Annotated in this window: 21 protein-coding genes and 1 riboswitch; of the genes, 13 read left to right on the top strand and 8 right to left on the bottom strand. The window is 38.8% G+C overall.

From position 1 onward, the window contains the following. Positions 1–35 precede the first annotated feature (35 nt). Both fabF and B3297_RS06290 read right to left on the bottom strand, forming a co-directional pair. On the bottom strand, positions 36–1,289 hold the full coding sequence (gene fabF / locus B3297_RS06295; protein ID WP_046674847.1) for a beta-ketoacyl-ACP synthase II: 1,254 nt from the start codon (positions 1,287–1,289) through the stop codon (positions 36–38). A gap of 27 nt (positions 1,290–1,316) precedes the next feature. Continuing rightward, positions 1,317–1,553, bottom strand: a complete 237-nt coding sequence (locus tag B3297_RS06290) for an acyl carrier protein (protein ID WP_028070665.1) — start codon at positions 1,551–1,553, stop codon at positions 1,317–1,319. 287 nt (positions 1,554–1,840) lie between these two features. Here B3297_RS06290 and B3297_RS06285 point away from each other — a divergent pair, with 287 nt between their 5' ends. Further along, on the top strand, positions 1,841–2,335 hold the full coding sequence (locus B3297_RS06285; protein ID WP_236560104.1) for an IPExxxVDY family protein: 495 nt from the start codon (positions 1,841–1,843) through the stop codon (positions 2,333–2,335). Between the two features lie 134 nt (positions 2,336–2,469). Then, positions 2,470–3,897 carry a pyruvate kinase gene (gene pyk, locus B3297_RS06280; protein ID WP_070561569.1) on the top strand — a complete coding sequence of 476 codons (1,428 nt, stop codon included), beginning with the start codon at positions 2,470–2,472 and terminating at the stop codon, positions 3,895–3,897. Positions 3,898–3,944: 47 nt separating this feature from the next. Here the strand turns inward: pyk and B3297_RS06275 are convergent, their stop codons facing one another. Beyond that, entirely contained in the window at positions 3,945–4,274 is a 330-nt protein-coding gene (locus B3297_RS06275; RefSeq protein ID WP_070561571.1) for a hypothetical protein, read from the bottom strand. 374 nt (positions 4,275–4,648) lie between these two features. Between B3297_RS06275 and B3297_RS06270 the strand changes: the two genes are divergently transcribed. The 3 genes from B3297_RS06270 (at position 4,649) to metE (ending at position 9,952) form a co-directional block, all read left to right on the top strand. Next, entirely contained in the window at positions 4,649–6,481 is a 1,833-nt protein-coding gene (locus B3297_RS06270) for a sensor histidine kinase (RefSeq protein WP_115047017.1), read from the top strand. A 102-nt stretch (positions 6,482–6,583) separates the two neighbouring features. Next, entirely contained in the window at positions 6,584–7,273 is a 690-nt protein-coding gene (locus B3297_RS06265; protein WP_172840643.1) for a response regulator transcription factor, read from the top strand. 184 nt (positions 7,274–7,457) lie between these two features. Then, a riboswitch (SAM riboswitch) is annotated at positions 7,458–7,561 on the top strand. Between the two features lie 78 nt (positions 7,562–7,639). Then, on the top strand, positions 7,640–9,952 hold the full coding sequence (gene metE, locus B3297_RS06260; RefSeq protein ID WP_070561576.1) for a 5-methyltetrahydropteroyltriglutamate--homocysteine S-methyltransferase: 2,313 nt from the start codon (positions 7,640–7,642) through the stop codon (positions 9,950–9,952). 99 nt (positions 9,953–10,051) lie between these two features. Here the strand turns inward: metE and B3297_RS06255 are convergent, their stop codons facing one another. Further along, positions 10,052–10,582, bottom strand: coding sequence for a hypothetical protein (locus B3297_RS06255; protein ID WP_070561792.1), 531 nt, complete (start codon positions 10,580–10,582; stop codon positions 10,052–10,054). A 420-nt stretch (positions 10,583–11,002) separates the two neighbouring features. Between B3297_RS06255 and B3297_RS06250 the strand changes: the two genes are divergently transcribed. Then, a complete protein-coding gene (locus tag B3297_RS06250; RefSeq protein WP_070561578.1) occupies positions 11,003–11,593 on the top strand; it encodes a helix-turn-helix domain-containing protein in 591 nt (196 codons plus the stop codon). Between the two features lie 30 nt (positions 11,594–11,623). On the opposite strand, the gene B3297_RS06245 is transcribed toward B3297_RS06250, so the two are convergent. After that, complete coding sequence (locus B3297_RS06245) at positions 11,624–11,989, bottom strand: hypothetical protein (protein WP_070561580.1); 366 nt, start codon at positions 11,987–11,989, stop codon at positions 11,624–11,626. Positions 11,990–12,163: 174 nt separating this feature from the next. Between B3297_RS06245 and B3297_RS06240 the strand changes: the two genes are divergently transcribed. Then, on the top strand, positions 12,164–12,559 hold the full coding sequence (locus tag B3297_RS06240; protein ID WP_070561582.1) for a single-stranded DNA-binding protein: 396 nt from the start codon (positions 12,164–12,166) through the stop codon (positions 12,557–12,559). A 52-nt stretch (positions 12,560–12,611) separates the two neighbouring features. Here the strand turns inward: B3297_RS06240 and B3297_RS06235 are convergent, their stop codons facing one another. Beyond that, positions 12,612–12,863 carry a hypothetical protein gene (locus B3297_RS06235; protein ID WP_139144888.1) on the bottom strand — a complete coding sequence of 84 codons (252 nt, stop codon included), beginning with the start codon at positions 12,861–12,863 and terminating at the stop codon, positions 12,612–12,614. A 588-nt stretch (positions 12,864–13,451) separates the two neighbouring features. Further along, entirely contained in the window at positions 13,452–14,111 is a 660-nt protein-coding gene (locus B3297_RS06230; protein ID WP_070561585.1) for a helix-turn-helix domain-containing protein, read from the bottom strand. Positions 14,112–14,202: 91 nt separating this feature from the next. Here B3297_RS06230 and B3297_RS06225 point away from each other — a divergent pair, with 91 nt between their 5' ends. The 6 genes from B3297_RS06225 (at position 14,203) to B3297_RS06200 (ending at position 23,401) form a co-directional block, all read left to right on the top strand. Then, on the top strand, positions 14,203–14,592 hold the full coding sequence (locus tag B3297_RS06225; RefSeq protein ID WP_046674974.1) for a YbjN domain-containing protein: 390 nt from the start codon (positions 14,203–14,205) through the stop codon (positions 14,590–14,592). A gap of 4 nt (positions 14,593–14,596) precedes the next feature. Next, the gene (locus B3297_RS06220; protein WP_070561586.1) at positions 14,597–15,304 is read left to right on the top strand and encodes a PspA/IM30 family protein; all 708 of its coding nucleotides are present in this window, start codon (positions 14,597–14,599) and stop codon (positions 15,302–15,304) included. Beyond that, positions 15,288–15,485 (top strand): DUF4177 domain-containing protein, encoded by a 198-nt coding sequence (locus B3297_RS06215; RefSeq protein ID WP_083295781.1) that lies wholly within the window; start codon positions 15,288–15,290, stop codon positions 15,483–15,485. Before B3297_RS06220 ends, B3297_RS06215 begins: the two co-directional genes overlap by 17 nt. An 11-nt stretch (positions 15,486–15,496) precedes the next feature. After that, the gene (locus B3297_RS06210; RefSeq protein ID WP_046674834.1) at positions 15,497–16,222 is read left to right on the top strand and encodes an OB-fold-containig protein; all 726 of its coding nucleotides are present in this window, start codon (positions 15,497–15,499) and stop codon (positions 16,220–16,222) included. Between the two features lie 119 nt (positions 16,223–16,341). Then, positions 16,342–18,459, top strand: a complete 2,118-nt coding sequence (locus B3297_RS06205) for a flotillin family protein (RefSeq protein ID WP_070561587.1) — start codon at positions 16,342–16,344, stop codon at positions 18,457–18,459. Positions 18,460–18,556: 97 nt separating this feature from the next. After that, positions 18,557–23,401: a DNA repair ATPase gene (locus tag B3297_RS06200; protein WP_070561589.1), complete on the top strand. Its 4,845-nt coding sequence runs from the start codon at positions 18,557–18,559 to the stop codon at positions 23,399–23,401. Positions 23,402–23,505: 104 nt separating this feature from the next. On the opposite strand, the gene B3297_RS06195 is transcribed toward B3297_RS06200, so the two are convergent. Then, entirely contained in the window at positions 23,506–25,209 is a 1,704-nt protein-coding gene (locus B3297_RS06195) for a bifunctional alpha/beta hydrolase/class I SAM-dependent methyltransferase (protein WP_070561591.1), read from the bottom strand. Positions 25,210–25,244 lie beyond the last annotated feature (35 nt).

The following is a 25,244-nucleotide window of genomic DNA, read 5'->3' as shown; positions in this document are numbered from 1 at the left end:
CTCATATTATCAAACCATGTTTGAAGGATCAAACATTAAGCTTTATATTTTTTCACAATAACGGTAGCATTATGCCCACCGAAACCGAATGTGTTGCTCAAAGCGGCATTAACGATACGTTTTTGCGCTTTGTTGAATGTAAAATTCAAGTTGTTATCAATTTCCGGATCGTCTGTAAAGTGATTGATTGTCGGAGGGACAATATCATTTTGAACAGCCAATATAGAAGCGATAGTTTCAATAGCCCCTGCAGCACCCAAAAGGTGCCCTGTCATTGATTTAGTTGAACTGATATTCAATTTATAAGCGTGTTCACCAAACAGGTCAACAATAGCCTTCGTTTCACTAATATCACCGACCGGTGTAGATGTTCCATGAACATTGATATAATCAATATCTGAAAAATCCATCTCTGCATCATTTACAGCCATTGTCATAGCCAGTTTTGCGCCCAATCCTTCAGGATGCGAGGCTGTGATGTGATGTGCATCTGCACTCATTCCACCCCCTGCAATCTCTGCATAGATTTTTGCTCCACGTGCTAAGGCATGCTCCAAACTTTCTAAGATCAATGCACCCGAACCCTCTCCCGAAACAAAACCGTCTCTGTCTTTATCAAAAGGACGTGATGCTGTTTTAGGATCATCATTCCGGGTTGACAACGCATGCATAGCATTGAACCCACCAATTCCAGCTTCATTGACTGTAGCTTCTGATCCACCTGTAACAATCACATCAGCTTTGCCCATACGAATATAGTTAAAAGCATCTATCATTGCATTGGTAGCCGAGGCACAAGCCGATACGGCAGAAAAGTTAGGGCCACGTAGACCATGACGCATTGAAATATGTCCTGGAGCAATATCAACGAGCATCTTAGGAATGAAGAAAGGATTGAAACGAGGTGTTCCATCTCCCTTTGCAAAGTTTGCAACTTCTTCAGTGAAAGTTGTTAAACCTCCAATTCCTGATCCCCAAATTACTCCGATACGATTTGTATCTAATTTTTCAAAATCTAAGCCAGCATCTTTAATTGCCTCATCTGTTGACGCAATTGCATACTGGACAAAAGGATCGACTTTACGAGCTTCCTTTCGATCCATAAATTCATGCGGATCAAACCCCTTTACCTCACATGCAAACTGAGTCTTGAATTTTGACGCATCAAAATGCGTAATAGGAGCAGCTCCGCTTACACCATTTATTAACGCCTCCCAGTAAGCTGAGACGGTATTACCAATTGGTGTAAGGGCGCCTAATCCTGTTACTACTACTCTTTTAAGCTCCATTTATTACGATTAGCCTAATTAAATTAGTTAGTTAACGTTTTTTTCTAAATAAGCGATTGCTTGACCAACAGTACCAATAGTCTCTGCTTGATCATCAGGAATAGCAACGTTGAATTCTTTTTCAAACTCCATGATCAACTCAACAGTGTCAAGTGAATCAGCACCTAAATCATTAGTGAATGAAGCTTCTGGTGTTACTTCGTTTTCGTCAACACCTAATTTTTCAACGATAATTGCTTTTACTCTTGAAGCGATATCTGACATGATTTTATAGTTTAATTGTTTAATAAATCTGTGCAAAGAAAAATAAATTTCATCAAAATTCAAACCTAAATTGATATTTAGATGAAAGTCACCATGTTAGGCGACCGAACTTATTCGCGTCTTATACTAGCTAACCCACTCTATATTAACTTAGTTCAAGTATAACAAAAAATATTTTGTATTCCAAACGCTCAGCTAATTAACTCAAATTTTACACAAAAAGTATATTCCTACCTCAAAATTATTAGTACCTTCGTTAGCAGAGGGACATATATTTAAACATTAAAGTGGTCAATAAGTTAGTAGCAAGATTGGATATGGACATGAATGAAGAGTTGGATTTTACCCTACTCGCCATCACCTGTTCGTTGAAAGATTACCGACTCTGCCATTTCATCAACAAGGAGACTAACCTGAATTTTTCCAGAGGAAAAGAAAGCAAGTACGACCATGATGGTCGACAAAAAAACAAAACCGAAGAAGAGCTTGAATATCACATTGTCTTTGATCCAAAGAAAAAAATAAGCTACCACTTCACTGCTTTTCATTACCTTATCGCCGATGCCGACACCGAATATTTCTTGATCAACAATAAGAGCATCGAAGGCACTTATTTAATCCCGGAAAACCCCCACTTCGATTTTTTTATCATCATTAAAAACTACATCTGTGAGGATGACGTGGAACATATTATCAAAAGGATCAACAAATTACCCGAAGTCGTCATTGCAAAAGAAATATCACCAAAAATATTGAAATCTAAAGAAAATCTCATATTTTAGCAAACTGTAGGTTAGTGTAGCAAATACACCCCAACTTAGATCTAAATTAATTCGATTTAGTTTTGACAAAACACAACAATATAGTAGGCTATTTGTTGTGATTAATGAAGAACATTTAAAATACAAAATAACAGATGGAAAAAGTTCAAAAAAGGACTAAAATTGTCGCAACATTAGGCCCTGCCTCGGCAGACAAACAAGTTTTGACCAACATGATTGCCAAAGGGGTTGATGTGTGCCGGTTGAATTTCTCTCATGGCAGCCAGGAAGATCACCTTAAGGTAATCGAAACTATAAATGCAATAAATAATGAAACAGGATTCAATGTTGCCATCTTAGCCGATTTACAAGGTCCAAAAATTAGGATCGGAAAAATGAAAGAAGGTGGAGCTATTCTCGTGAATGGTTCAAAAGTTGAAATTACAACACAAGAACTCATCGGAGACGAAAACAGAATCTACATTACATACGAAAACTTTCCAAACGATGTTGAAGCCAACGAAATCATTTTACTTGATGACGGAAAACTTCAACTTCGTGTTTTAGAGACCAATCATAAAGATACTGTTACCTGTGAAGTTGTACACGGAGGTGTCCTTACTTCACGTAAAGGCGTTAACTTACCGAACACCAAAGTATCTATCCCATCGTTGACGGAAGAAGATTTAGACAACTTGAATTTTGCCCTGGATCATGGTGCAGACTGGATCGCGATGTCTTTCGTACGTTCGGCAGAAGATATTTTTCAATGTAAAAAAATCATCGAGGCAAAAGGAAGCCATGCTCGTGTCATCGCAAAAGTTGAAAAACCGGAAGCGATTGAAAATATTGATGCCATTATCGAAGCTACAGATGCTGTTATGGTTGCTCGTGGTGACTTGGGCGTTGAGCTTCCAATGGAAGAGGTACCAGGACTTCAAAAGATCATCGTACAGAAATGTAGAGATCTTTCAAAACCGGTAATCATTGCGACACAGATGTTGGAAAGTATGATCACTACACCACGTCCTACACGTGCTGAAGTAAATGACGTAGCCAACTCCGTATTGGATGGAGCGGATGCTGTGATGTTAAGTGGCGAGACTTCAGTTGGTGAATTCCCTGAAATCGTTATCGAAACAATGAGCAAAATCATTATCCACGTGGAACAAACTTCTTATCCTTATTATAATGAGAAAGTTAGTGAAATCCACGACGGAACACTTATTCCGGACGCGATTTGCGCATCTTCGGTTTATCTTGCTCAAAAAACAAATGCATCTGCAATTGCGGTATTGACATCATCTGGTGCAACAGCGTTTGAAATTACAAGTTATAGACCAAATGTAGATATCTTAGTTTTCACAGGAACACAAAAATTGCTGAAACAACTCAGCCTACTTTGGGGCGTAAAAACTTTTATCTACGACAAGTTCGAAAGCACAGATGGATCTATTCATGATGTTAACAAATTTATTGTAAAAAATAACTACGTTAAACCTGGATCTATCATTATCAATACAGCTTCGACACCGTTAATCGAAAAAGGTAAAACAAATACAATCCGTGTTTCCCAGCTATAATGGACAATAAGGATTAAAGCAAAAAAAATAGCGTTCTATCTAGAACGCTATTTTTTTTGCTTGTTTGGATACAAGGAGTCGATTTTTAATTTAAAGTCCTTCACCTTTAGCGAATCATTCAAGCGCCTAAAAGGAAGATTGTTTTCTTTCTCATCACCTTTGGGCATTTTTTCCGTTCCTGGCATTGGGGCTAGACCGTCCACACGATTTGGCTTCTTAATGGGCATATGATACTTTTCATCTGAAGAATCCAATTTAAAGACAGGCATCTTTGATTCTTTTTCCTCCATTAAAGGAATCTGCGGTTTCACCTTTACTTGTCCTAAAGCAATGGTCCCTATGGAAGACAATACCAATAATAATACGTAGCTTTTCATCTTTATATAGTTATTAAAGAGCACTCATTGTACCAATGAACGCGTCATATTCGGCTTATTCACTTCTCCAGCAGTTAGACTCAACCGCGTAGATTAAAATTTGTCCACAGCGCAATTCAGCACATAATCCATTTCTATTCACTAATTTACAAAGAACAGCATCTATATTTAAACAGATTGCTGTTAAACATTGTTAAAACAGCTACAAAACACATTAGCATCTTTATATTTGTAACAATTTAAGAAAAAATGAGCTATCGCACCTTAAATGGCCGCTCACATGGCATAAGGGATGAATACGCAAATGGTAAATAAACTGAGCGCTATAAACTTTTTGATATATTCAAAATACATTTATTTAATACCCAATACTAATGAAGAAAAATAGCATTGTATTAATCATTGGACTGATGTCTCTCGCTCTAATTGGGGTATTGGCCATGCAATTCTATTTTCTGAGAGATTCTTATCGCCAAAAGTCTCAATTATTTGATGAGTCCGTCAATGCTGCGATTACAGCTGTTGCCGGTAAGCTTGAACGACGGGAGGTAGTTGACTTCGCTAAGGTTCAACAGGAGCGTAACATTGAAAAATCCAAGCAGGAACAGGCCAAACAACGTCTTTTGGCCGAGCAACTCGAAATACAGTATAGAATTGAAGAATTAAAAAACAAACAACATGTTGTTTTCTCAAACTTTAAAGAGCAAGAAGACCAATTACGTGCATTGTATCCAAATGTAATTGAAATCAAAAATTCATTCTACGAAACATACATCAAAAGACCGGAGTACCAGAAATTTATCAAATTTTCTGTTTCAAATGAGCTTACCGACGATAATTTGGTACAGGCTTTTATCATGTTAAATGCTTCAAAGGTAGATGATCAGATCAATGGGAAGGACGATAGCACGCGGTTTGTTATCCCCCTAATGGACCCACTGGTCAATCAACAAACAAAATTCCGGGTAGCCACATTACCTCCAAGAGAGAATGCGAAACTTGCGAAAACAATTTCTGATTTGGAAAAAAGATTGGATATCCTCAACAGAAAAAACGCGTGGAGTGGCTTTAATGTATATGATTCCGTTGCCATGCTGGGCGGCAAAAAAGCAGACTACATCGAAGATATTGCTATTGGAATGGAGCTTGCTAAACGTCCATTAAAGGATCGATTGAATGTGATCATCGTTCAAGAACTTATCAAAGAGGAGTTGGCTCAACGCGACATTAAAGCTCCTTTCAATATTGAAATATGGAGCACAAACAATATATTACTAAATAATATTTTAAACGAAGCCGCTTTAAATAACCCAACAAATACAACCAAATACTCAACGGCACTTTTTAAAGGTGATATCGGTGCTGCGCCAGGAAAATTAACCATCTATTTCCCCAATAAAAAGGCGATAATTGCCGATAATATGGGCTATCTGTTGCTGCCCATGCTGGCACTGCTTTTCTTGTTGGTGGGGTGTTTTGCTTATACACTGATTATCATCTTCAGACAAAAGAAAGTTTCGGAAATGAAGACGGATTTCATCAACAACATGACGCATGAGTTTAAAACACCTGTTGCAACAATTATGATTGCCAGTGAGTCACTTAAAGATCCAGACATCAATGCCGACCACAAGCGCGTTCAGAAATTGGCTAATATCATCTACGACGAAAATGTTAGACTCGGAAATCATATTGAACGTGTGCTCGATTTGGCAAGACTAGAAAAAGAAACGCTAAAACTCGACCAGGTAGAAGTATGCATCAATGATCTTGTTTCGGCAGTAACGGATAGTATGCAGCTACGGATGCAAAATATTGGCGGGAAATTCAGTATAGATCTTGCAGCGACCAAGGATGTTGTCGTTGGTGATGAGTTACATTTTTCCAATGTATTTTACAATCTTTTGGATAATGCCATCAAGTACAGCAAAGGAGATTTACATGTCAACATCAATTCAAAAAATGTTGGCGACACCATTGTTGTCACCATAGCCGACAATGGTATTGGGATGAGCCGGGATCACCTGCAAAAGATTTTCGACCAGTTTTACCGTATTCCAACTGGGAATGTTCATAATGTCAAAGGATTTGGCCTTGGCTTAAGTTATGTACAGGACATTCTGAGAAGGCTGAACGGAAAAATTACAGTTAAAAGTGAAAAAGATAAAGGCACGACCTTTGAAGTAATTTTGCCTATTAAAAAATAAAACGTTCCTTTTTTGTATATTTCCTCTTTAAAAAATTTCAAAGGTTGAGGAAGGCTGATTTATCAGCATCAAGGGACATTGGTGAAAATTAATATATTCATTATGCAAAAGATATTATTAGCAGAAGATGATCCTAATTTGGGGGATCTTTTAAAAGACTATCTCGAATTAAAGGGAAAATTTGACGTCACATTATGCACGGATGGAGATGAAGCGATTTCTCAATTCAAAAAAAATAACTACGACCTTTGTATTTTTGATGTCATGATGCCAAAAAAGGACGGATTTACAGTTGGACGTGAAATCAGAAAAACAAACAATACTGTTCCTATTATCTTTGCCACAGCAAAGGGGATGATGGAAGATAAGACCGAAGCCTTTGAGCTAGGAGGAGATGATTATATCACCAAGCCTTTTCGAGTGGAAGAATTATTGCTCCGCATCAATGCTTTGCTGAAACGCAGTGTTCGAGACAAAGAAGAAGAAGTGGTTGCGGATAAATTTGAAATTGGCGATTATTTCTTTGATTATACAAGTCAGCAGATTTCTTACAAAGGACAGATGCAAAAACTCTCCACGAAAGAAGCTGAACTACTCCGCTTGCTTTGCTTAAAGAAAAATGATGTGCTGACCCGGGAAGAAGCGTTGTTAAAAATATGGCATGATGATAACTATTTTACGGGTAGAAGTATGGATGTATTTCTCAGTAAACTTCGTAAATATCTAAAAGAAGATAGCAAAGTTGAAATTGTCAATGTGCACGGAAAAGGTTACAAACTTTTGGTCAGCTAAAAAAAGGGGAATGAAAAATATAGTCATTCCCCTTTTTATGCTACACACGTATTCAAGCGTGACTTACTCGAATTCGTGGATGAAAATAAAAGAACAAAACAATTTCATCCTTAGTAGAATATAAAAAATTGACGCACTTTTATAAAAAATTTGCATTTCAAAAAGAAATGTTCTAACTTAGCGTCGCTTATAGAGAAAGGCAGAGGGAATAGACCCGATGAAGCCTTAGCAACCTGTCCCTTGACAAGGTGCTAAATTCTACCCTACTTGATATGGGAATGATAAGCCGAAGTCACCAAATTCTAGTGTGTCCTTCTCTCTCTAGCAAGAAATATAGTTGAAAAAGAAATATTAAAAACATTCATTATGTTATTGACTAACAATTTAGGTTACCCTCGTGTGGGCGCGTTCCGCGAATTGAAAAAAGCCAATGAGGCCTATTGGGCTAAAAAATCTTCTGTTGAGGAATTATTGGACACAGCAAAAAAAATTCGTGAAGGCAATTGGAAAACACAAAAAGATGCTGGAATAGATTTGATCCCTTCCAATGATTTCTCTTTTTACGATCAAGTATTGGATTTAACCCTCACTGTTGGTGCAATTCCTGCTCGCTACCATTCTTTATTGAATAAAGTAGACAACAATTACAGTTTAGATCTATATTTTGCCATGGCGCGCGGTTTCCAACAAGAAGGAATCGACGTGACTGCAATGGAAATGACCAAGTGGTTGGATACGAACTACCACTACATGGTACCAGAATTCACCAAAGATCAAGAATTCAAATTGACTTCCGAAAAATTCTTAAATGAATACAACGAAGCAAAATCATTGGGCATCGATACTAAACCAGTTCTATTAGGTCCTATTACATACCTTTTGATCGGTAAAGAAAAAGAAGCTGGCTTCGACCGTATCGATTTATTGGATAAACTTATTCCAGTATATGAGCAAATACTAGCTAAACTAGCTGATGCTGGTGCACAATATGTTCAGATTGACGAGCCTTTCTTAGCATTGGATTTAGATGCTAAAGTAAAAGCTTTATATCAACCTACTTTCGAAAAATTAGCTGCAGCAGCAAAAAATATCAAATTAATCGCAACGACTTACTTCGAATCTTTAAAAGACAACGAAGATATCGCAGTTAACCTACCTATCCATGCTTTACATTTGGATCTGGTACGCGGTGAAAATCAATTGGATACGGTATTGGCTAAAGTTCCTGCTTCATTAACATTATCTTTAGGTATTGTTGAAGGCCGTAACATCTGGAAAAATGATTACGAAAAATCATTGGTTAAAATCAAACAGGCTGTTGATGCATTAGGAAAAGACCGTGTATGGGTAGCTCCTTCTTCATCACTGTTGCACGTTCCTTTTGACTTAGACAATGAACACAATGAACAATCGCTACCAGCTGAAGTAAAAAACTGGTTAGCATTTGCTAAACAAAAATTAGCTGAAGTAAAAGACTTAGCCGTACTAGCGGAGGGAGAAGTTGATGCTGAAACAGCAAAACGCTTCGAAGCGAACAAAGCGGCTGCTGAAAGCCGCCGTACCTCTCCATTGATCCACAAACCAGAGGTTAAAACACGTACAAGCAATATTACTGATGACGATGCAAAACGCACTTCAGCATTTGCAGACCGTAAAGCAGCGCAACAAGCGAAATTCAACTTACCGGCGTTCCCGACCACAACTATCGGTTCATTCCCACAAACGAAAGATGTTCGTAAATGGAGAGCAGATCTGAAAAAGGGTGCTATTACGCAGGCAGAATACGATAAAGCAATCGCAGAAGAAACAGAAAACACCATCCGTCTTCAAGAGCAATTGGATATCGACGTATTAGTACACGGCGAATTCGAACGTAATGACATGGTTGAATACTTCGGTGAACAATTGGCTGGTTACGCTTTCACACAAAATGGTTGGGTACAATCTTACGGTTCACGTTGTGTAAAACCTCCGATTATCTATGGTGACGTATACCGTCCTGAAGATATGACTGTCCGTTGGTCTTCATATGCACAATCATTGACAAATCGTCCGGTTAAAGGTATGTTGACTGGTCCTGTAACAATCTTACAATGGTCTTTCGTACGTAACGATCAACCGCGCTCAACAACGACTTACCAAATTGCATTGGCGATCTTGGATGAAGTACAAGCCTTGGAAAAAGCAGGTATCAAAATCATACAAATCGATGAACCAGCTATCCGTGAAGGATTACCGTTACGTAAAGCTGATCAAAAAGATTACTTGAACTGGGCAGTACGTGCTTTCCGTGTCTCTTCATCAAATGTTGAAGACGATACACAGATTCACACACACATGTGTTATTCTGAGTTCAATAATGTGATCGAAGATATCGCTGCAATGGATGCCGATGTTATTACGATTGAGACTTCACGTTCTCAAATGAAATTATTGAATGCTTTCGCCGGTGATTTCAAATATCCAAATGATATTGGTCCAGGTGTTTATGACATTCACTCACCACGTGTTCCAAGCAAAGATGAGATGGTAGATCTATTGCGCAAAGCAAAAGCAGTAGTTCCAGCAGAACAACTTTGGGTTAATCCTGACTGTGGTTTGAAAACTCGTGCTTGGCCAGAAACCAAAGCGGCTTTAGAGTCTATGGTTGAGGCTGCGAAAATCTTAAGAGCAGAATAATTCTTAAACTATATTGATAAAGCCCTAGCTGAAATTTCAGCTAGGGCTTCTTTATTGGGCTTCGTTCAAAATAAAAACTGTTATCCGAATAAGGTGAGATTATTTTCGGCTGTTCTTCCGTTCTTTCTTGTTTTCCTTTTCGTTCCCGTTCTTAATTTCCTGTTTTCCTTTAATCCGATCTTCAATCGCCTTCAGGTTTGACGAAAAATCGAGGTCAACATTTTCAAGTTTAGCCTTTTTTAACGCCTTCAATGCCTTTTTGTATTTTCTCATTTTTTCAAATAGCAGTGCTTTCTTGATCCAGATTCCTGTCAAGGGCATGGCCGGAAGTGTCAAAGCAAATTTGATCGTCTTTTTTGCAGCTTCATACTCCCCCATATCAATCAATGTCTGAATGAAATAAGGATATACTTCCAGTGCCTGCACATTATGCACCAAAGCTTCCTGGAAATACCTTTTTGCCTGCTCATAGTCCAATAGCTGTTCGGCATGAACTCTTCCCATCAAACACAGCGCCATTGTATTGGACTCATCATAGGATAGCGCATAGGATAAGGATTCCATGGTCTCCTCCAAATACATCGGATAGTTATCCAGCGCCTGAAGGACATATTTATTTACTGAATTCATAAAATTTTCTAAAACATAACATTCATATCCAGCTTTCACGATAACTTTGAAAGTAACTGGATTTTTAAAACTCCTGAATAAGCTAAGCATATTGGAAAAGTGGACTACCATTTCGAGCGCCACGTTTTAGCCAATATCAACCTAGGTTACTTAACGTATTAAGAAGAAGATTAGGAAAGGGCCGTATTCCGAAGAATATTCCCGAGAATCTTCTCTGTGGACGAAGCGGGATTTTCTAATATTGCAAACATATTCTTCCGTTTTTATTAATTACTCTATTGAATTGCAAAGATTCAAAATATTTACCAAATTCCAAAAACTTTTGATTATTAATCTGTTATATTGTTCAGCACGATATTGGCATATTATTGTCGCATCAATTTCACTAAAATTCACCGACTATTTCCCCATATTTGAACCATGGAAAGTCAATCAGCTAATCAATTAATCAAACTAGCAAGAAAACGTAAGGGACTAACGCAGCAGGAACTCGCCGATCAAGCGGGGGTATCGCTAAGAACAGTGCAACGCATAGAAAAAGGCACGGAAGAAATCAGTGGATTTAGTCTCAAACAGATCAGTCAAATTTTGGAAATACCATTAGTACAACTCATTATGCCAAATGTAAATCAAATCAGTATCGACAACAATCAAACAGGAAGTATTAAAGCGCTATACTTATCATCGCTCACCTTTTTGGTCAATCCATTATTAGGGCTATTGGTCCCAGCAATTATGGGTTATACGAAACAAAACAAAGACGCCTTATACAGTAAGCACCTAAAAAAAATAATTATAATACACGCTGTTGGACTATTTTTTCTCGGAAGTTTCATAGGCTATATCATTATTGCAGATTTTTTTAAAATTGCACTACCGTCTTTTTTAACCAATATCTTTAATAGCGCCTATTTTCTACTCATCCCAGTATGCTATTACATATTGATTCTAACGTTTACTATTTTTAATTATATCGCAATAAGAAAAGCCAAGCTCAGTTCTGCAAACTAAACCAATACATATGAAATGTTGCGATCAATATCACAGCGGTTTCTTTTGAACAATCAATACCCAATCATTCTCCAACAACAGATAGCCTGTTTCGTAAATAAAGTTATAGGTCTGCCCCTTGTTATTGGAAAAAGTATGTGTATGAAACTTAAAATCAAATCCCAACCGCTTTAACTTTTCACGTTGGATCTTCACCATACCCTCCCCACTCAATGCATCTAATAAAATACGGCGGTTTTTTCGTAGGATATTATTCACATTGCGCACCAGATTGGTCTGGTCGCTATTTAATTTATTGTTATAGGCGTTCCGGCAAGCATCATCACAAAATCGCTTGTCCGAACGGCCATATATTACTTTGCCACATTCAAGGCAGACTTTTTCTCCAGAACTCATAACGGAAGATTAAACGACAACAAACGGTTACAACCGACTATAGTCGAATACAAATGGTAAATAGACGACTATAGTTATTTCCCCGCCCCACCTTTGCTTAAGATCATTCGGCGTTCATAGCCAATGACCATCAACTAAAATAAGAATTATTAAAAACTTTTAAAAATTAGACACATGAGCACATTACGCAACAAAGTACAATTGGTTGGGCATTTAGGAAACGACCCGTTAATCAAAACAACTTCCACTGGCACCAATTACTCCATATTACGTCTCGCCACCAATGATCTTTTCAAGAACAAAGCCGGTGAATGGGTTGAAGAAGTTCAATGGCATACACTCGTGGTTTGGGGTAAGCAAAACAATACCATTGAAAAGAAATGCCAACGTGGGACCAAACTCATGGTTGAAGGCAAACTCACCTATCGTAACTATGAGAACGCAGATGGGGTAAAACAATATGTCACAGAAATTAAAGTAGATAATTTTATGATTTTATCTGATTCGAACGGCGCCAAAGATGACATCCCAACACCTCCAGATGAAAATGAAGACGATCTGCCTTTCTAGTATGATCAACGAGGTAGGTTTTCAAGCCCCTACCTCGTCGATTGTTTCCAACTTATTTTGTCAGGCTTGCAGTCAACGCTCTTCCTAGGTTCTCTGCATACGCCTTCCATAATTTAGCATCTTCTGGCGTAAACTTAGCAACAGCTTCAGTTTCTTTGGCCGCCCATTCCTGTCGCTTCGCTGCAAGCTCCTTGAGTTTAACAACATCGCCGCTTTTAGCAACAGCGATAAATTCTTTGATATATTTTGTATAATCCTCCGCCAATTTTTGTGTCCCAGCAGAACTAAACTTCGGTATTGGCACTTCGCCACCGCTATTTTCTACCGACGTTTCGGCCGTATCTTTTTTTAAGTCAATAGCGGCAGTTGTATCTTTTACTTCGACTTTTTTAGTCGCGGAATTATTGCAGGAAATAACAAAAAATCCAGCAATTAATGCTGATAAGGCTACTTTCTTCCTTTATTTAAATTTAGTTTTTTATGTCTGGTCATTTATTCGTTTATGCGTGTTGCTCTAAAGCTAAATAAATCACTCTAGTTTTATCGGATCGACAAGTTCACCATCATCTTAATCACAACCCTACCTTTTTGTAACGTTACTTTATTATCGAACTAATTTAATTACAATGCCCGACTCTACGAAATTTTTTGTGGACACTCACATTCTGCAGGCCTGAGTTAGGAGTCTTCTTTTCTTGTAGGCAAGTCAACATCAGATCAACTCCAAGGCCGTACATATTAGGGGTATTACAAGGGTAAACCCCTGCAAACCCCTTGTTAATACCTTGTAAATGGACTGCGATTACATAATTAACCACGGATATGATAACAACATGGAAATACGCCCGATACCGGCAAAACCGAATAAACAATAGGAAAAAGTTCCACGCAATTAGATTCGCTCAAACCTGCCATACAATTTCCAGAAATATGCTTTCTCCCCCATAGTGAGATCAATCTTCTTCCAGGCATTTAAGGCTAAACTAATCTCCTTTTCCTGCAAACTGTATTTTCCAATAAAGAACTCTTCTTCGGAAAAATACAAACCAAATGCTTTATCCAACGTATGTAGGCTCTGAACATCTACCTCTTCAAAAAATAAAATGGATTGAGGGCCAGCCAAAAAATCACTCGGCACCGGAATAGCGTCAGCGTATTCGATTGCGATGAGGCGGTTCCTACTTTGCAAAGGAAATTCAATTATTGGAAGCTCTTCTAATTTCGAAAAATAACTACCCGCCTCAAAAATACCATCTCGTTCCAGCAGCGGGATTTGTAACAATCTTTTACGTCCAATAAGAGAAACATTTGGATCAAAATAATCATTGAAATTAAGAATTTCATTGACAGATAGATTTTTTTCAATAAGATGCTGCACAGGAATGCCAAAATAATTTGCAATTTTTAGAACAATCTCAATTTTTGGCTCTGCACGCATTTCTTCGTAAGACGAAATATTACCTCTAGTAAGATTAAAAATATCCCCAAATGCCTGTTGACTCATTCCTTTCACTTTTCTTAATTTCTTAATATTGTTGCCTACGTTGCTCATTTTAAAAAAAATTGAATATTTATTGCAAAATATTTTTGCATTTTTATTACCTTTATGCAAAGAATATGTGCAATATATAAAAAACTTGATTATGTACTTCTCAAAAATTGAAAATTATATCGCCAATATCGGTTACACCATCACCCATAAGGATACAAAAGAAGGAATCTTTGTCATCGAAAATGAAGACGACGGAATCCGTAACCTGATTGTAGGCATTGCCCAACCCATCCTGATTTTTGAGCAATATCTTTTTACAATCAGCAATGACACCATGGATATGTTCAAATCACTATTGATAAAAAATAGAGATATTATACACGGTGGGTTTGCATTAACAGAAGATGGTACCAAAGTTATATTTCGGTATACCTTACAAATACATAATCTCGATCAGAATGAGTTTGATGCAGCCATTAATTCGCTGAGTCTTTTGATGAGTGAATATTATAATCAGTTAATAAGTTTTTCAAAATTATAGAATAATGAATATTTTTAAGAGAATTTTCAGAATTGGTCAAGCCGAGATCCACGCAGTCGTGGACAAAATGGAAGACCCTATCAAAATGACGGAACAGGGTATCCGTGAGATGAAAGAGGACCTGGAACAATCGTTAGAAGCCTATGCTAAAGTTAAAGCGTTAGCCATACGTACCCAAAACAATTGTGAAAGGAAAAAAGAAGAAGCCAATGAATTCGAAAACAAAGCTATTCTATTACTCCAAAAAGCACAAAAGGGAGAATTAACGACAGAAAAGGCAGAAGGTCTTGCAAAGGAAGCGCTGTTGTTGAAAAAACAGTTATTAATCGAAGCTGGTGAATTGGAGAAACAAGCCGTGATTCATCAAAGTTCATCGGATGAGCTACACAAAAATGTAGACATTCTCAAATTCAATATATCGAAATGGGAAGGTGAACTCTCTACTTTAAAGGCACGTGTAAAGGTATCCAACGCAGCTAAAATGGTCAATCGTCAGCTCGCTAATATCGATTCCAATAGTACGATTTCCATGTTAGAACGTATGAAAGAGAAGGTCGAGGAAGACGAGGCACTAGCAAAGGCCTATGGCGAGATTGCACTAGGTAACAAAAGTAAAGTTGATGAGATCAACGAGACCATCGGCGGGTCTGAAGCCGTCAACAACGAATTAGAAGAACTAAAAAGAAAATTAAATAATGATGAAAAGATTTGAATATAAAACGCTAAAAATTGAACCTAAAGGTTTTTGGGGAACAAAGTTGGATCCCGAAAAAATTGATGAAATCTTAAATGATCTTGGAAATCAAGGCTGGGAATTGGTAACCATGCAGGACCTTGAAGTCAATGGGAATTCCTGGTCTTTTCATTATACTTTCAAGAGAGAGAAAATTTAAACAATAACACTATGACAGAACTAATCAATATCTTATTCAATCCATTGTCCAATGGAATTATGACAGTCTTAACTGGCATGTCTGTAGTGTATTGGTTATTTATGTTTCTGATGGGTGATGGAGTACATCTATTTGATGCCGATGCAGATATAGACCTCCATCCTACACCTGATGTCACGGACGTTGATGGCTCACATGATATCGCAACTGAGGGCGGCGATCATGCACACCATCATCATACGGATACGGACGCTAATACAGAACCTGGTTTCTTTGCAAAAGCAATGGATTACATCAATGTTGGCAAAGTACCCATCATGCTTATTGTAACACTGTTCAAATTTATAGGCTGGATAATTACCATTGTTTCTTCGCTCTTTATCGACGTTGCTTCATGGGGGATAAAGTCCGTATTAATCCTGATCCCTGTTTTTATTGTTACATTTATTTTAATGCATTTTCTGACCAAACCTTTAGCTAAAATGTTCAAAAGTATAGGTTACAATGGCGAAGAAAGTCACGATTTTCTTGGTCGCATGGGTAAAATGAGAGCCAGTATTGAAGGCAAGAAAATAGGTTCTGCCGAATTTATCATCCAACAGGATCCTATTCGCCTCAATGTTGTCAGCCATAATGGGGAGAAAATAGGCTATGGAGACGATGTCATTATTGTTGACGAATCCAAGGACAAGAAATATTATTATGTGACCAAAGAAATCACGATAGACAATATTTAATGGAAAAGGAATAAACGCAAAGCCCCGACACTAAACAACTGTCCTAAAAGAGCGAATCTTTATCCTTTTAAATTCTAATCGTAAACCCAAATATTAAAATCTAAATAAATACAAATCATATGCTATATCAACCTCTTTTATTTTTAAGTGGCTTAAACGGAATTATACTTTTAATTGTCGGTTTGGCTGTCTTTTTAATTTTTGCATTCTTTGTTGTATTGAGTGCATTCTACAAGAAAATTCCACAAGGGAAGGCGATTGTACGAACCGGTGTTGGTGGTACAAAAGTAGCATTCAACAAGGGAATGTATGTTGTACCTGTATTTCACAAGATGGAGATCATGGACATCTCAATCAAAAAAATTGAGATTGCCCGTATGCAGGGTGAAGGTTTGATCTGTAAGGACAATATTCGTGCAGATATCAAAGTTGCTTTCTTTGTTCGTGTCAATAAAAATGTAGATGATGTGATCAATGTAGCCCAAAATTTAGGTTGCGACCGCGCCAGTGAACCAGAAACATTAAAAAGTATTTTTGAATCTAAATTCTCCGAAGCACTCAAAACAGTAGGTAAGAAATTTGATTTCATTGAATTATACGAAGCCCGTCGCGAATTCCGTGATGAGATACTCGACGTCATCGGAACTGATCTTAATGGTTATATTTTGGACGACTGTGCGATTGATTACCTTGAACAGACCGACATCGAACATCTCAATCCAAATAATATCCTAGACAGTGAGGGTATCAAAAAGATCACCGAATTAACAGCCAAACAAAATATAAATGCCAACTTCATTCGTCGTGATGAGGAGAAACTAATCAAAAAACAAAACGTGGAAGCAAGGGAAGCGATTCTAGAACTAGACCGTCAGCTTGCCGAAAAGGAAGAGAAACAAAAACGGGAAATTGACAACATCAGAGCACGCGAAGAAGCAGAAATAGCAAAGGTACGCGAAGAAGAACGTCTCAAGTACGAAAGCGTCCGGATTTCTACCGAAGAGCAACTCGCTGTTCAAGAAGAAAATAAACTGCGGCAGATTATCATTGCTGAAAAGAATAAACAACGTACCGATGCTGTGGAGGCCGAACGTGTAGAAAAAGATCGCGCCTTAGAACAAACAGAACGCGAGCGCATTGTTACCTTAGCACAGATCGACAAAGAACGCTCGATCGAAACCGAAAAGAAAAGTATCCAAGGCGTTATCAAAGAACGTGTACAATTGGAAAAAGGTGTTGTTGAAGAGCAACAAGGCGTCAAAGACATCGAAGTATTCCGTGAAGTAGAACGTAAAAAACAAGCGGGTGTTATTGCGGCATCACAAGAAGCAGAAGAAAAATTAATTTCAACTGTTAAAGCTGCCGAAGCTGCAAAAATTGCGGCAGAACAGGAAGCAGAGAAAAAAGTAATCGACGCGGAGGCTGCTCGTAAAATCGCCGAAAAGCGTGCACAAGAGCTATTGATCGATGCGGAAGCGAAAAAAGAAGCATCACTCAAAGAAGCCGAAAGTCGTAAGATTATTGCCGAGGCACAAGCCAAAGAAGAAGCTGCACTTGGCTTATCCGAGGCCGAAGTTATGGTTGCCAAAGCTGAAGCTGAAGAAAAACAAGGTACTGCAGAAGCTAGTGTCATTGAGAAGAAAGCAGAAGCGATGCGTAAAGAGGGCTTAGCACAGGCGGAAGTTGTGCGTGAGAAAGCGCTTGCTGAAGCCAAAGGTATCGAAGAGAAAGCTGAAGCGATGAAGAAATTAGACGGCGTGGGCAGAGATCACGAAGAATTCAAATTGCAATTGCAAAAAGAACGTGATATTGAACTCGCACACATCAATATCCAAAAAGACATTGCTCAAGCACAAGCCGGCGTATTATCGGAAGCACTTAAAACAGCAAAAATCGATATTGTTGGTGGTGAAACCATGTTCTTTGAGAATATCGTCCGTCAAGTATCCAACTCCAAAGGTTTTGATCACTTGATTGACAACTCCAAACATGCCACAGCTATTAAAAATTCTTTGATAGGTCCAGATGGACAAGGAGACCTCGCAGATAAGGTGCGTGGATTAGCCGATAAATATGGAATTTCCACAAACGATATTAAGAACCTCACCGTTTCAGCAGCATTGATCAAACTTCAACAAGCGGCGACTGATGCTGAAAATGGCGAAGATACAAGCTTCATTAATTCTTTGTTCGGATTGGCGAAAAACTTGGGCATATCAAACAAAAAACTGTCCTAGTCCCTCCCCAATTCATTATTGCTTGCAATGATAATTACCATTGCAGGCAATAAACAAAAGATTTTATCACATATACCAAGTCGAGAAAGCTCATTTTATGCCAGAAGAAAACGTAATAAATCAGAACGACTCCCTTGATCAAGGTGCATACGAGATTATTCGGAAGCGGCTTCTTACACAAAAAGAAGAGCTTACTATCAAACTCCAACAACTAAATAATGCCCGCAAGGAAATATTTAATGCGACAAGTTTTATACTCAGGGCCAATCAACGGATCACCACAGAAAATAACTGTGTTGCTCGTGGTATTTTAGCCCTGGACAAGCTATGTATATTTGGTTATAATGTCCATTTTGGGTTACGCACCGAAATTAAACTCGAAGATGTTTTCAGTGTATATACATTCGAAAACAATCAGTTTATCCCACAATCACTCGATCTGATCAATGATCCTAATTTCATTGGCGATTACCAAAATTTATACAAATACTATCGCGACTCGATCTTTTCCAAGTTTCGACGTACGGAAAACTATCTTTATATGATCTTTCAGACCAGCAAAAATCCTGCTGACCTGAAGGCATTCAAGTGGTTGATTAAAGACGGAAAGCTCCAATATCAGGACGACCGCAGCATCCATGAAGTCAAATTACCCAACCAATTTGAATTTGAATGGACAAAAACAACCTTGGAAGACCGTCGCCTCGGAAAACACCCACACATATCCATTAAGGACAAGATCTTTATAGAAGCGATCAATGGCGATATTACTTTCAAAATTGAAAATAACACCGATACAGGGAAAGGAATCTTCTCCGAAAAAGTTTCAAACGCCGACCAACAATTGGATGATGCGGATTACTACTATGCAGACCTTGGCAATTTGATTGCCGTTCGCATCAAACCGTATCAAGAAGATTTCCGTGCATTTGTCTTTAATCAACGGACAAAAGAAGTGGTGAATCTTAAATCCCTTAATGAATCAGCCATTTTACTACCCGATAATCAAGGAATCATTTTTTCTAACGGATACTACCTGCAGAATGGCACCCATAAAATCTTTGACGTCCAGTTTGACCGGGTTAGTTTCCTTAGACGCATCGCATCACCAAACGGTGAAGACTTCCTCTATATCTTTTGTCAGGAGGAAACGAATACCTACATCTTACTGTCTTATAACATCATTCAGCAGCATGTCGAAACGCCGATCATCTGCAATGGATTCACACTTTTTAAAGACGGTAGTTTAATTTACTTCCATACAGAGGCCGAAGCAACAAGGCATCATCAGGTTCAGATCTGGGAAACCCCTTACATGGCCGTGCTCAAAGAAAATGAGTTAAAAAAAGACGACCCGCTTTATAAGGTTGGTAATAAACAGATCGTACAGGCCATGGCCGAAGCACAAGAAGTCATACAGCTCATCAACAAAGAAGATAGTTATGAAGGCCTTTACGAGGATATACTCAAAAAATCGACTGTCCTTCTTGACTCTTATTTTTGGATAAAGGATGAAGCCTTGTCCAACCTTGGTCAGCCATTAGCTCAGATCAAGGAGGTCGCTAATACGGCAATTGACGAATTTGTTAAGGTCCAAGCCCAACGTAAATACGCTACAGAGCTCAATAGCACTGCCGAGAAGAAAATGGAAGAGCTTACCTTTTCCATCAATAGTACTGTAGTCGAAAAGCTTGACCAACTTGTTCATCAACTGGCAGATTCACGACGTTTACAGGGCGAAATCATTGACCTCAAAAATGTCAGATATATTGATATAGTCCGTATCGATGCTTTACTCGAGAAGCTGCAGTCAATCACCACCGAACTTGCGGAAAAGACAATTGCTTTCTTGCTCCGCGACGAGGCTTTACAACCCTATGAGCAGAAAGTGGAGCAGCAGAAAAACAATGTTGCTGCAATTGTCAAAGTCTATGACGCCAAAGCGATTGAGGAAGCCAATTCGGCTATATCGAGTGAATTGGAGCTGTTGATCGATATTCTAAACAGTTTAAAAATTGACGACTCCACCCAAACCACCAAAATCATCGAGAAGATAGCCGTTATTTTCTCGTCCTTGAATGAGGTTCGGGCGCAGCTTACGCGTAAACTCAATTCATTAAAAAGTACGGAAGCCATTGCAGAATTTTCCGCCCAACTTACGCTACTGGAACAGTCTGTCACCAATTATCTTGAACTCTCTACGACAACTGAAAAAGTAGACGAGTATTATACCAAGGTCATTGTTCAACTGGAAGAACTCGAAAGTAAGTTTTCAGAATTTGAGGACTTCGCCCTGAAAATAGCAGATAAACGCGATGAGATCATCAAAGCATTTAATTCCCGCAGAGAGCAAATCGTTGAACAGATCAACAAACGTAGCTCTTCACTCGAGCAAATTGGACTTCGCGTATTAAAGAATATCGAAAACAAATCAAAGACATTTGCAACGCGTGAGGAAATCCTAAGTTTCTTTGCTTCAGATTTGATGATTGACAAAATCAGACAGCTTGTGCAAGAGCTGAAAACGCTCAGTGATGTTTCAAAAGCCGAAAATCTTGAAAACCTGCTCAAAAAATCTCAGGAGGATGCATTACGCATTTTACGTGACAAGAATGATCTTTTTGTAGATGGAGAGAACATTATTGCGCTTGGCAAGCATAAATTTGCCGTCAATAGTCAGTCACTCAGTTTAACACTCGTACGCAAAAATGACGAACTATTCTTCCATCTTACCGGAACGAGCTTCTATCAAAAAGTCAAAGGATCCGAGATCGAAAACTTTAGCGATATTTGGGATCAGGAACTGATTTCCGAAAACAAGGACGTATACCGGGCTGAATATCTCGCCTATAAAACATTCCTTGCTTCCAAAGGACAGTTAGATTTTGATGCCAACCTGTTTATCAATCAGACTGTCGAGCAAAGTTATTCGGAAGGTTATGTCAAAGGAGTGCATAACTTTGATGCCTTGGTAATCTATGATACCATCAAGCAGCTAGATAGCAAACTTGATCTTTTACGTTACGATGCTCATTTGCGTGCTATGGCACAATTGTTTTGGCATTCACTTGCGCAAGACGAGCAGGAAAAACAGACAGCGTTGATTCAATCTACACATTCGGTATTAAAAGCATTTCCAAATTCCACACGCTACCAATCTGTCGTGGATGAACTCACAAAATTATTCATCAATTGGGACACCCATTTGGATCGTTCGACATTTCATGCGGAGGACGTCGCGAGCTATCTCTTCCAGACTTTCACAAGCTACAGCAAGTTTGTCGTCAGTGAGCAATCGGATGAACTTAAAAAGGCTTTCATCAGGCTATTGGAAAACAAGAAGAGTTTTAAACTCTTTGAAGCAGATATTCAGCATACACAATTTAGTCTCGTAGACCGCTTCTATTTGACCTTAAATTGGCTAAATTCTTTTATCGACGAGAACGACGATTACCAGGCTTTCCAAAAGTACGTGGAGGAAACTGCAGTCACGCTTCTTTATCCGAAGGATGAATACCAATTGATCATCGCCAAAGACAATGCACTCATCCAGGGATTAAAGGGAAATCACGTGATCTTGAACAATGGAGAAGAGCAAATTCAATACCATCAATTTCTGCGTAGATTGAAGACTTTTGCAGAATGGAATGTTCCTCGTTTTCAAGAATTCGCTTCTTTGAAGGAGCAGCTTGGAAAAACATACGCCAAGGAGCTGAAAATCGGAGAATTTGAACCAAAAGTCCTAACATCTTTTGTCCGAAATAAGTTGATCAACGAAGTTTACTTCCCATTGATCGGAAATAATTTGGCCAAACAGCTGGGGGCAGCTGGCGACAATAAACGTACCGCCAGGATGGGTATGCTTCTCCTCATTTCTCCGCCAGGTTACGGAAAGACAACATTAATGGAATACCTCGCGAAAACCATGGGATTACATTTTGTAAAAATCAACGGACCTACAATAGGGCATTCCATTACTTCAATAGATCCTGTGGAAGCGAAAACCTCTGGTGAACGTGAGGAACTTAAGAAGATCAATCTTGCTTTCGAAATGGCCGATAATGTGATGCTTTACCTCGATGATATCCAACATTTGAATCCCGAATTCCTTCAGAAATTCATTTCATTGGCTGATGGGCAACGTAAGATCGACGGTATTTTTGAAGGTGAGAGTAAAACATACGATTTGCGTGGGAAAAGATTCTGCATCGTAATGGCAGGAAACCCTTACACCGAAAGTGGGTCCAAATTTCAGATTCCAGATATGTTGGCCAACCGTGCGGATGTATACAATCTTGGGGATGTGATCGGTGATACCGAAGCACTTTTCAATCTCAGCTTAATTGAAAATGCGGCAATTGAAAACAGCTACCTTGAAAAAATAGCAAGCAAATCTTTCAACGATTTCTATGCTTTAGTGAACTATGCACAATCGGTTGTAGATCAACTTCCCGATTTAGAAGGCAATTACCTGAAGCAAGATATCGATGATTTTATCACAGTATTAAAACATGTATTAAAGATCAGAAACGTTGTCATCAAGGTCAATCAAAATTATATTCAAAGTGCGGCCATGCAGGACAATTACCGAACAGAACCGCCGTTCAAACTGCAAGGGTCTTATCGGAATATGAGTAAGCTCGTCGCCCAAGTTGTGCCGATGATGAACGAACAGGAAATCGATCAAGTTCTCCTCGCACATTATGAAAGTGAGTCACAAACCCTTACTGCCGATACGGAAAGTAATCTTTTAAAATTGAAAGAACTTGCTGGATTAATCAATACAGTGGAACAAGAACGGTGGGAACACATCAAAGAAATATTCCGCAAGAACAATAAACATGGTGGACTTGCCAAAGATGATAAGGTCTTTGCACAAATGCAGGACTTTAACGAAAACCTGGAGGGCATCATACAAGCTATCCGTGCTTATAGGAATTAATATTCGTCCTGATTATTCCAGCTGACGTAATTGGAAGCGTCAGCTGGAATAATCATTACCCTAAACAAAGACATAACTTTTCACTGCTAAGAATAGCGGAATGGCTACCCATTTACCGTCCCTGAAGACACCGTAAATATGCCAAAGTCATCGATCAGCATACGTTCCTTAACAACTCCATTGTACGCCATCAGACGATCTAATTCTTTCTGCGAACGACGACGCATCACCCAGTCCTTTTTCTGATGACTGTTTAACACGTAAGCAATCATCTTTAACTGTGGATGCCATGGCTGTCCAGTATAAACCAAATGACTGCTTGATTCGCAAATCGAAATTGCGCCTTTTACAGCCCTACTTGCCATTTCATTGTCACCAAAAAGTTCAAAAATACCTGAGATAATAACAATATTAGGCTCGAATTCCAGTTTGGAATAGGTAGCTGGATCAAAACAATCGTAATTGGTAAATCGTATCCCCTGCAATCCATTTCTACGGATAATCCTCTCTCCCACCTCAATATTGGACAACAGGAATTCATTAATCACGATTTCGGCTTCGGGATATTTCGCTTTGATATCAAATAAGTAATTGCCGGTGCCACCTGCAATATCCAATATCTTCACGGTCTTTCCAGCAGCTTTGACCTTCGCGATATTCTCTTCCAATAACTGTAATAAGTGCTGTTTTCGAATGCGAATTCCTTTCCATCCAATCGCCTCCAGATAACCTCGGTCGAGGATACGACCGAACCGATTTTTACCCTGCGATTCATTGCGATAGACGTAGTCCAGCGATATCCCCGAATCAAATCCAAACTGCAGGCCTAAATTCATTCCTTTACTTAAGGAACCTATTTTGCCCAATGCCCATTTCTGGACAGCATAGTTCAATTTTTCACCTGCAGGAAGTAATTTATGGTATAATTGTTCATACTCTTTCACCGAAAAATCATCGGGTTCGAGCGTCAGTTCAGGACTTTGTCGGGCATAGGCTTTGTCGATAAAATTTCGCAGATAGTGATAAACTTTCTGCCGATTTGTTTCAAATAGAATCCCGTGGTAGAAATTACGTAAAGTGATAAAAGTCTTCAACTTTGAAGCTATTGTCACAAAGAATTTTTTCTGCACCGAATTTTTGACCACATAATCTTTTTCAGCAGAAAGGACAATTACTGGGATATCAATCGCCGCTGCGTCTTCAACGATACGCTCGCCGGCTTTTAATAGATCAACCAACAAAGCGCCATTGATAGATTTGGAAATCAACGGATCAGCATCGTAAGCCTTCTGCTGATCGATATCGTGAGTCAACACCTTGGATTTGACGTAACTCTGGATAATCAGATCTTTTTTTAGCTTTGTTCCCAAAGCAATCATCCGATTGGCTAGGGGCACATATAATTTAATTTCAAATGCAGGTGCCAACAATGCAATACCTGCGACTTTAGGCGCAAAATCGTGTACCCACGCACTGACAACAACCCCCGCAATACTATTGGCGATAACGAAGATGTCTTTCGAATCAACCAAATATTCACGGCCTATATAATGAAAGAAACTATCCAAATCACGCACATAATCCATAAAGATCGGTGAAACTGGTTCTTTCGTATAACCATGTCCGCGCAAATCAAATGCAAAGATGGAGTGATCGGCAAACTGTGGATCCGTAGCCATCTCCTGCAGACGTTCCGAATGCTCATGCCCCCGGTGCAGTACGACCAATGCCCGCTGTCCGGCCTGATAATTCCAAACGCGATATAATAACTCTCCTTGATCAAAACTCTTGAAGTAACCTGATTTCATGTATAATTTTTACGTACTAATATCAAATAGTATAT

The sequence above is a fragment of the Sphingobacterium sp. UBA3519 genome, from assembly GCF_002377215.1.
GTDB classification, from domain to species: Bacteria; Bacteroidota; Bacteroidia; order Sphingobacteriales; family Sphingobacteriaceae; genus Sphingobacterium; species Sphingobacterium multivorum.
Note: the sequence above shows the minus strand (reverse complement) of the source record. Positions and strands in the feature narration are given on the sequence as shown.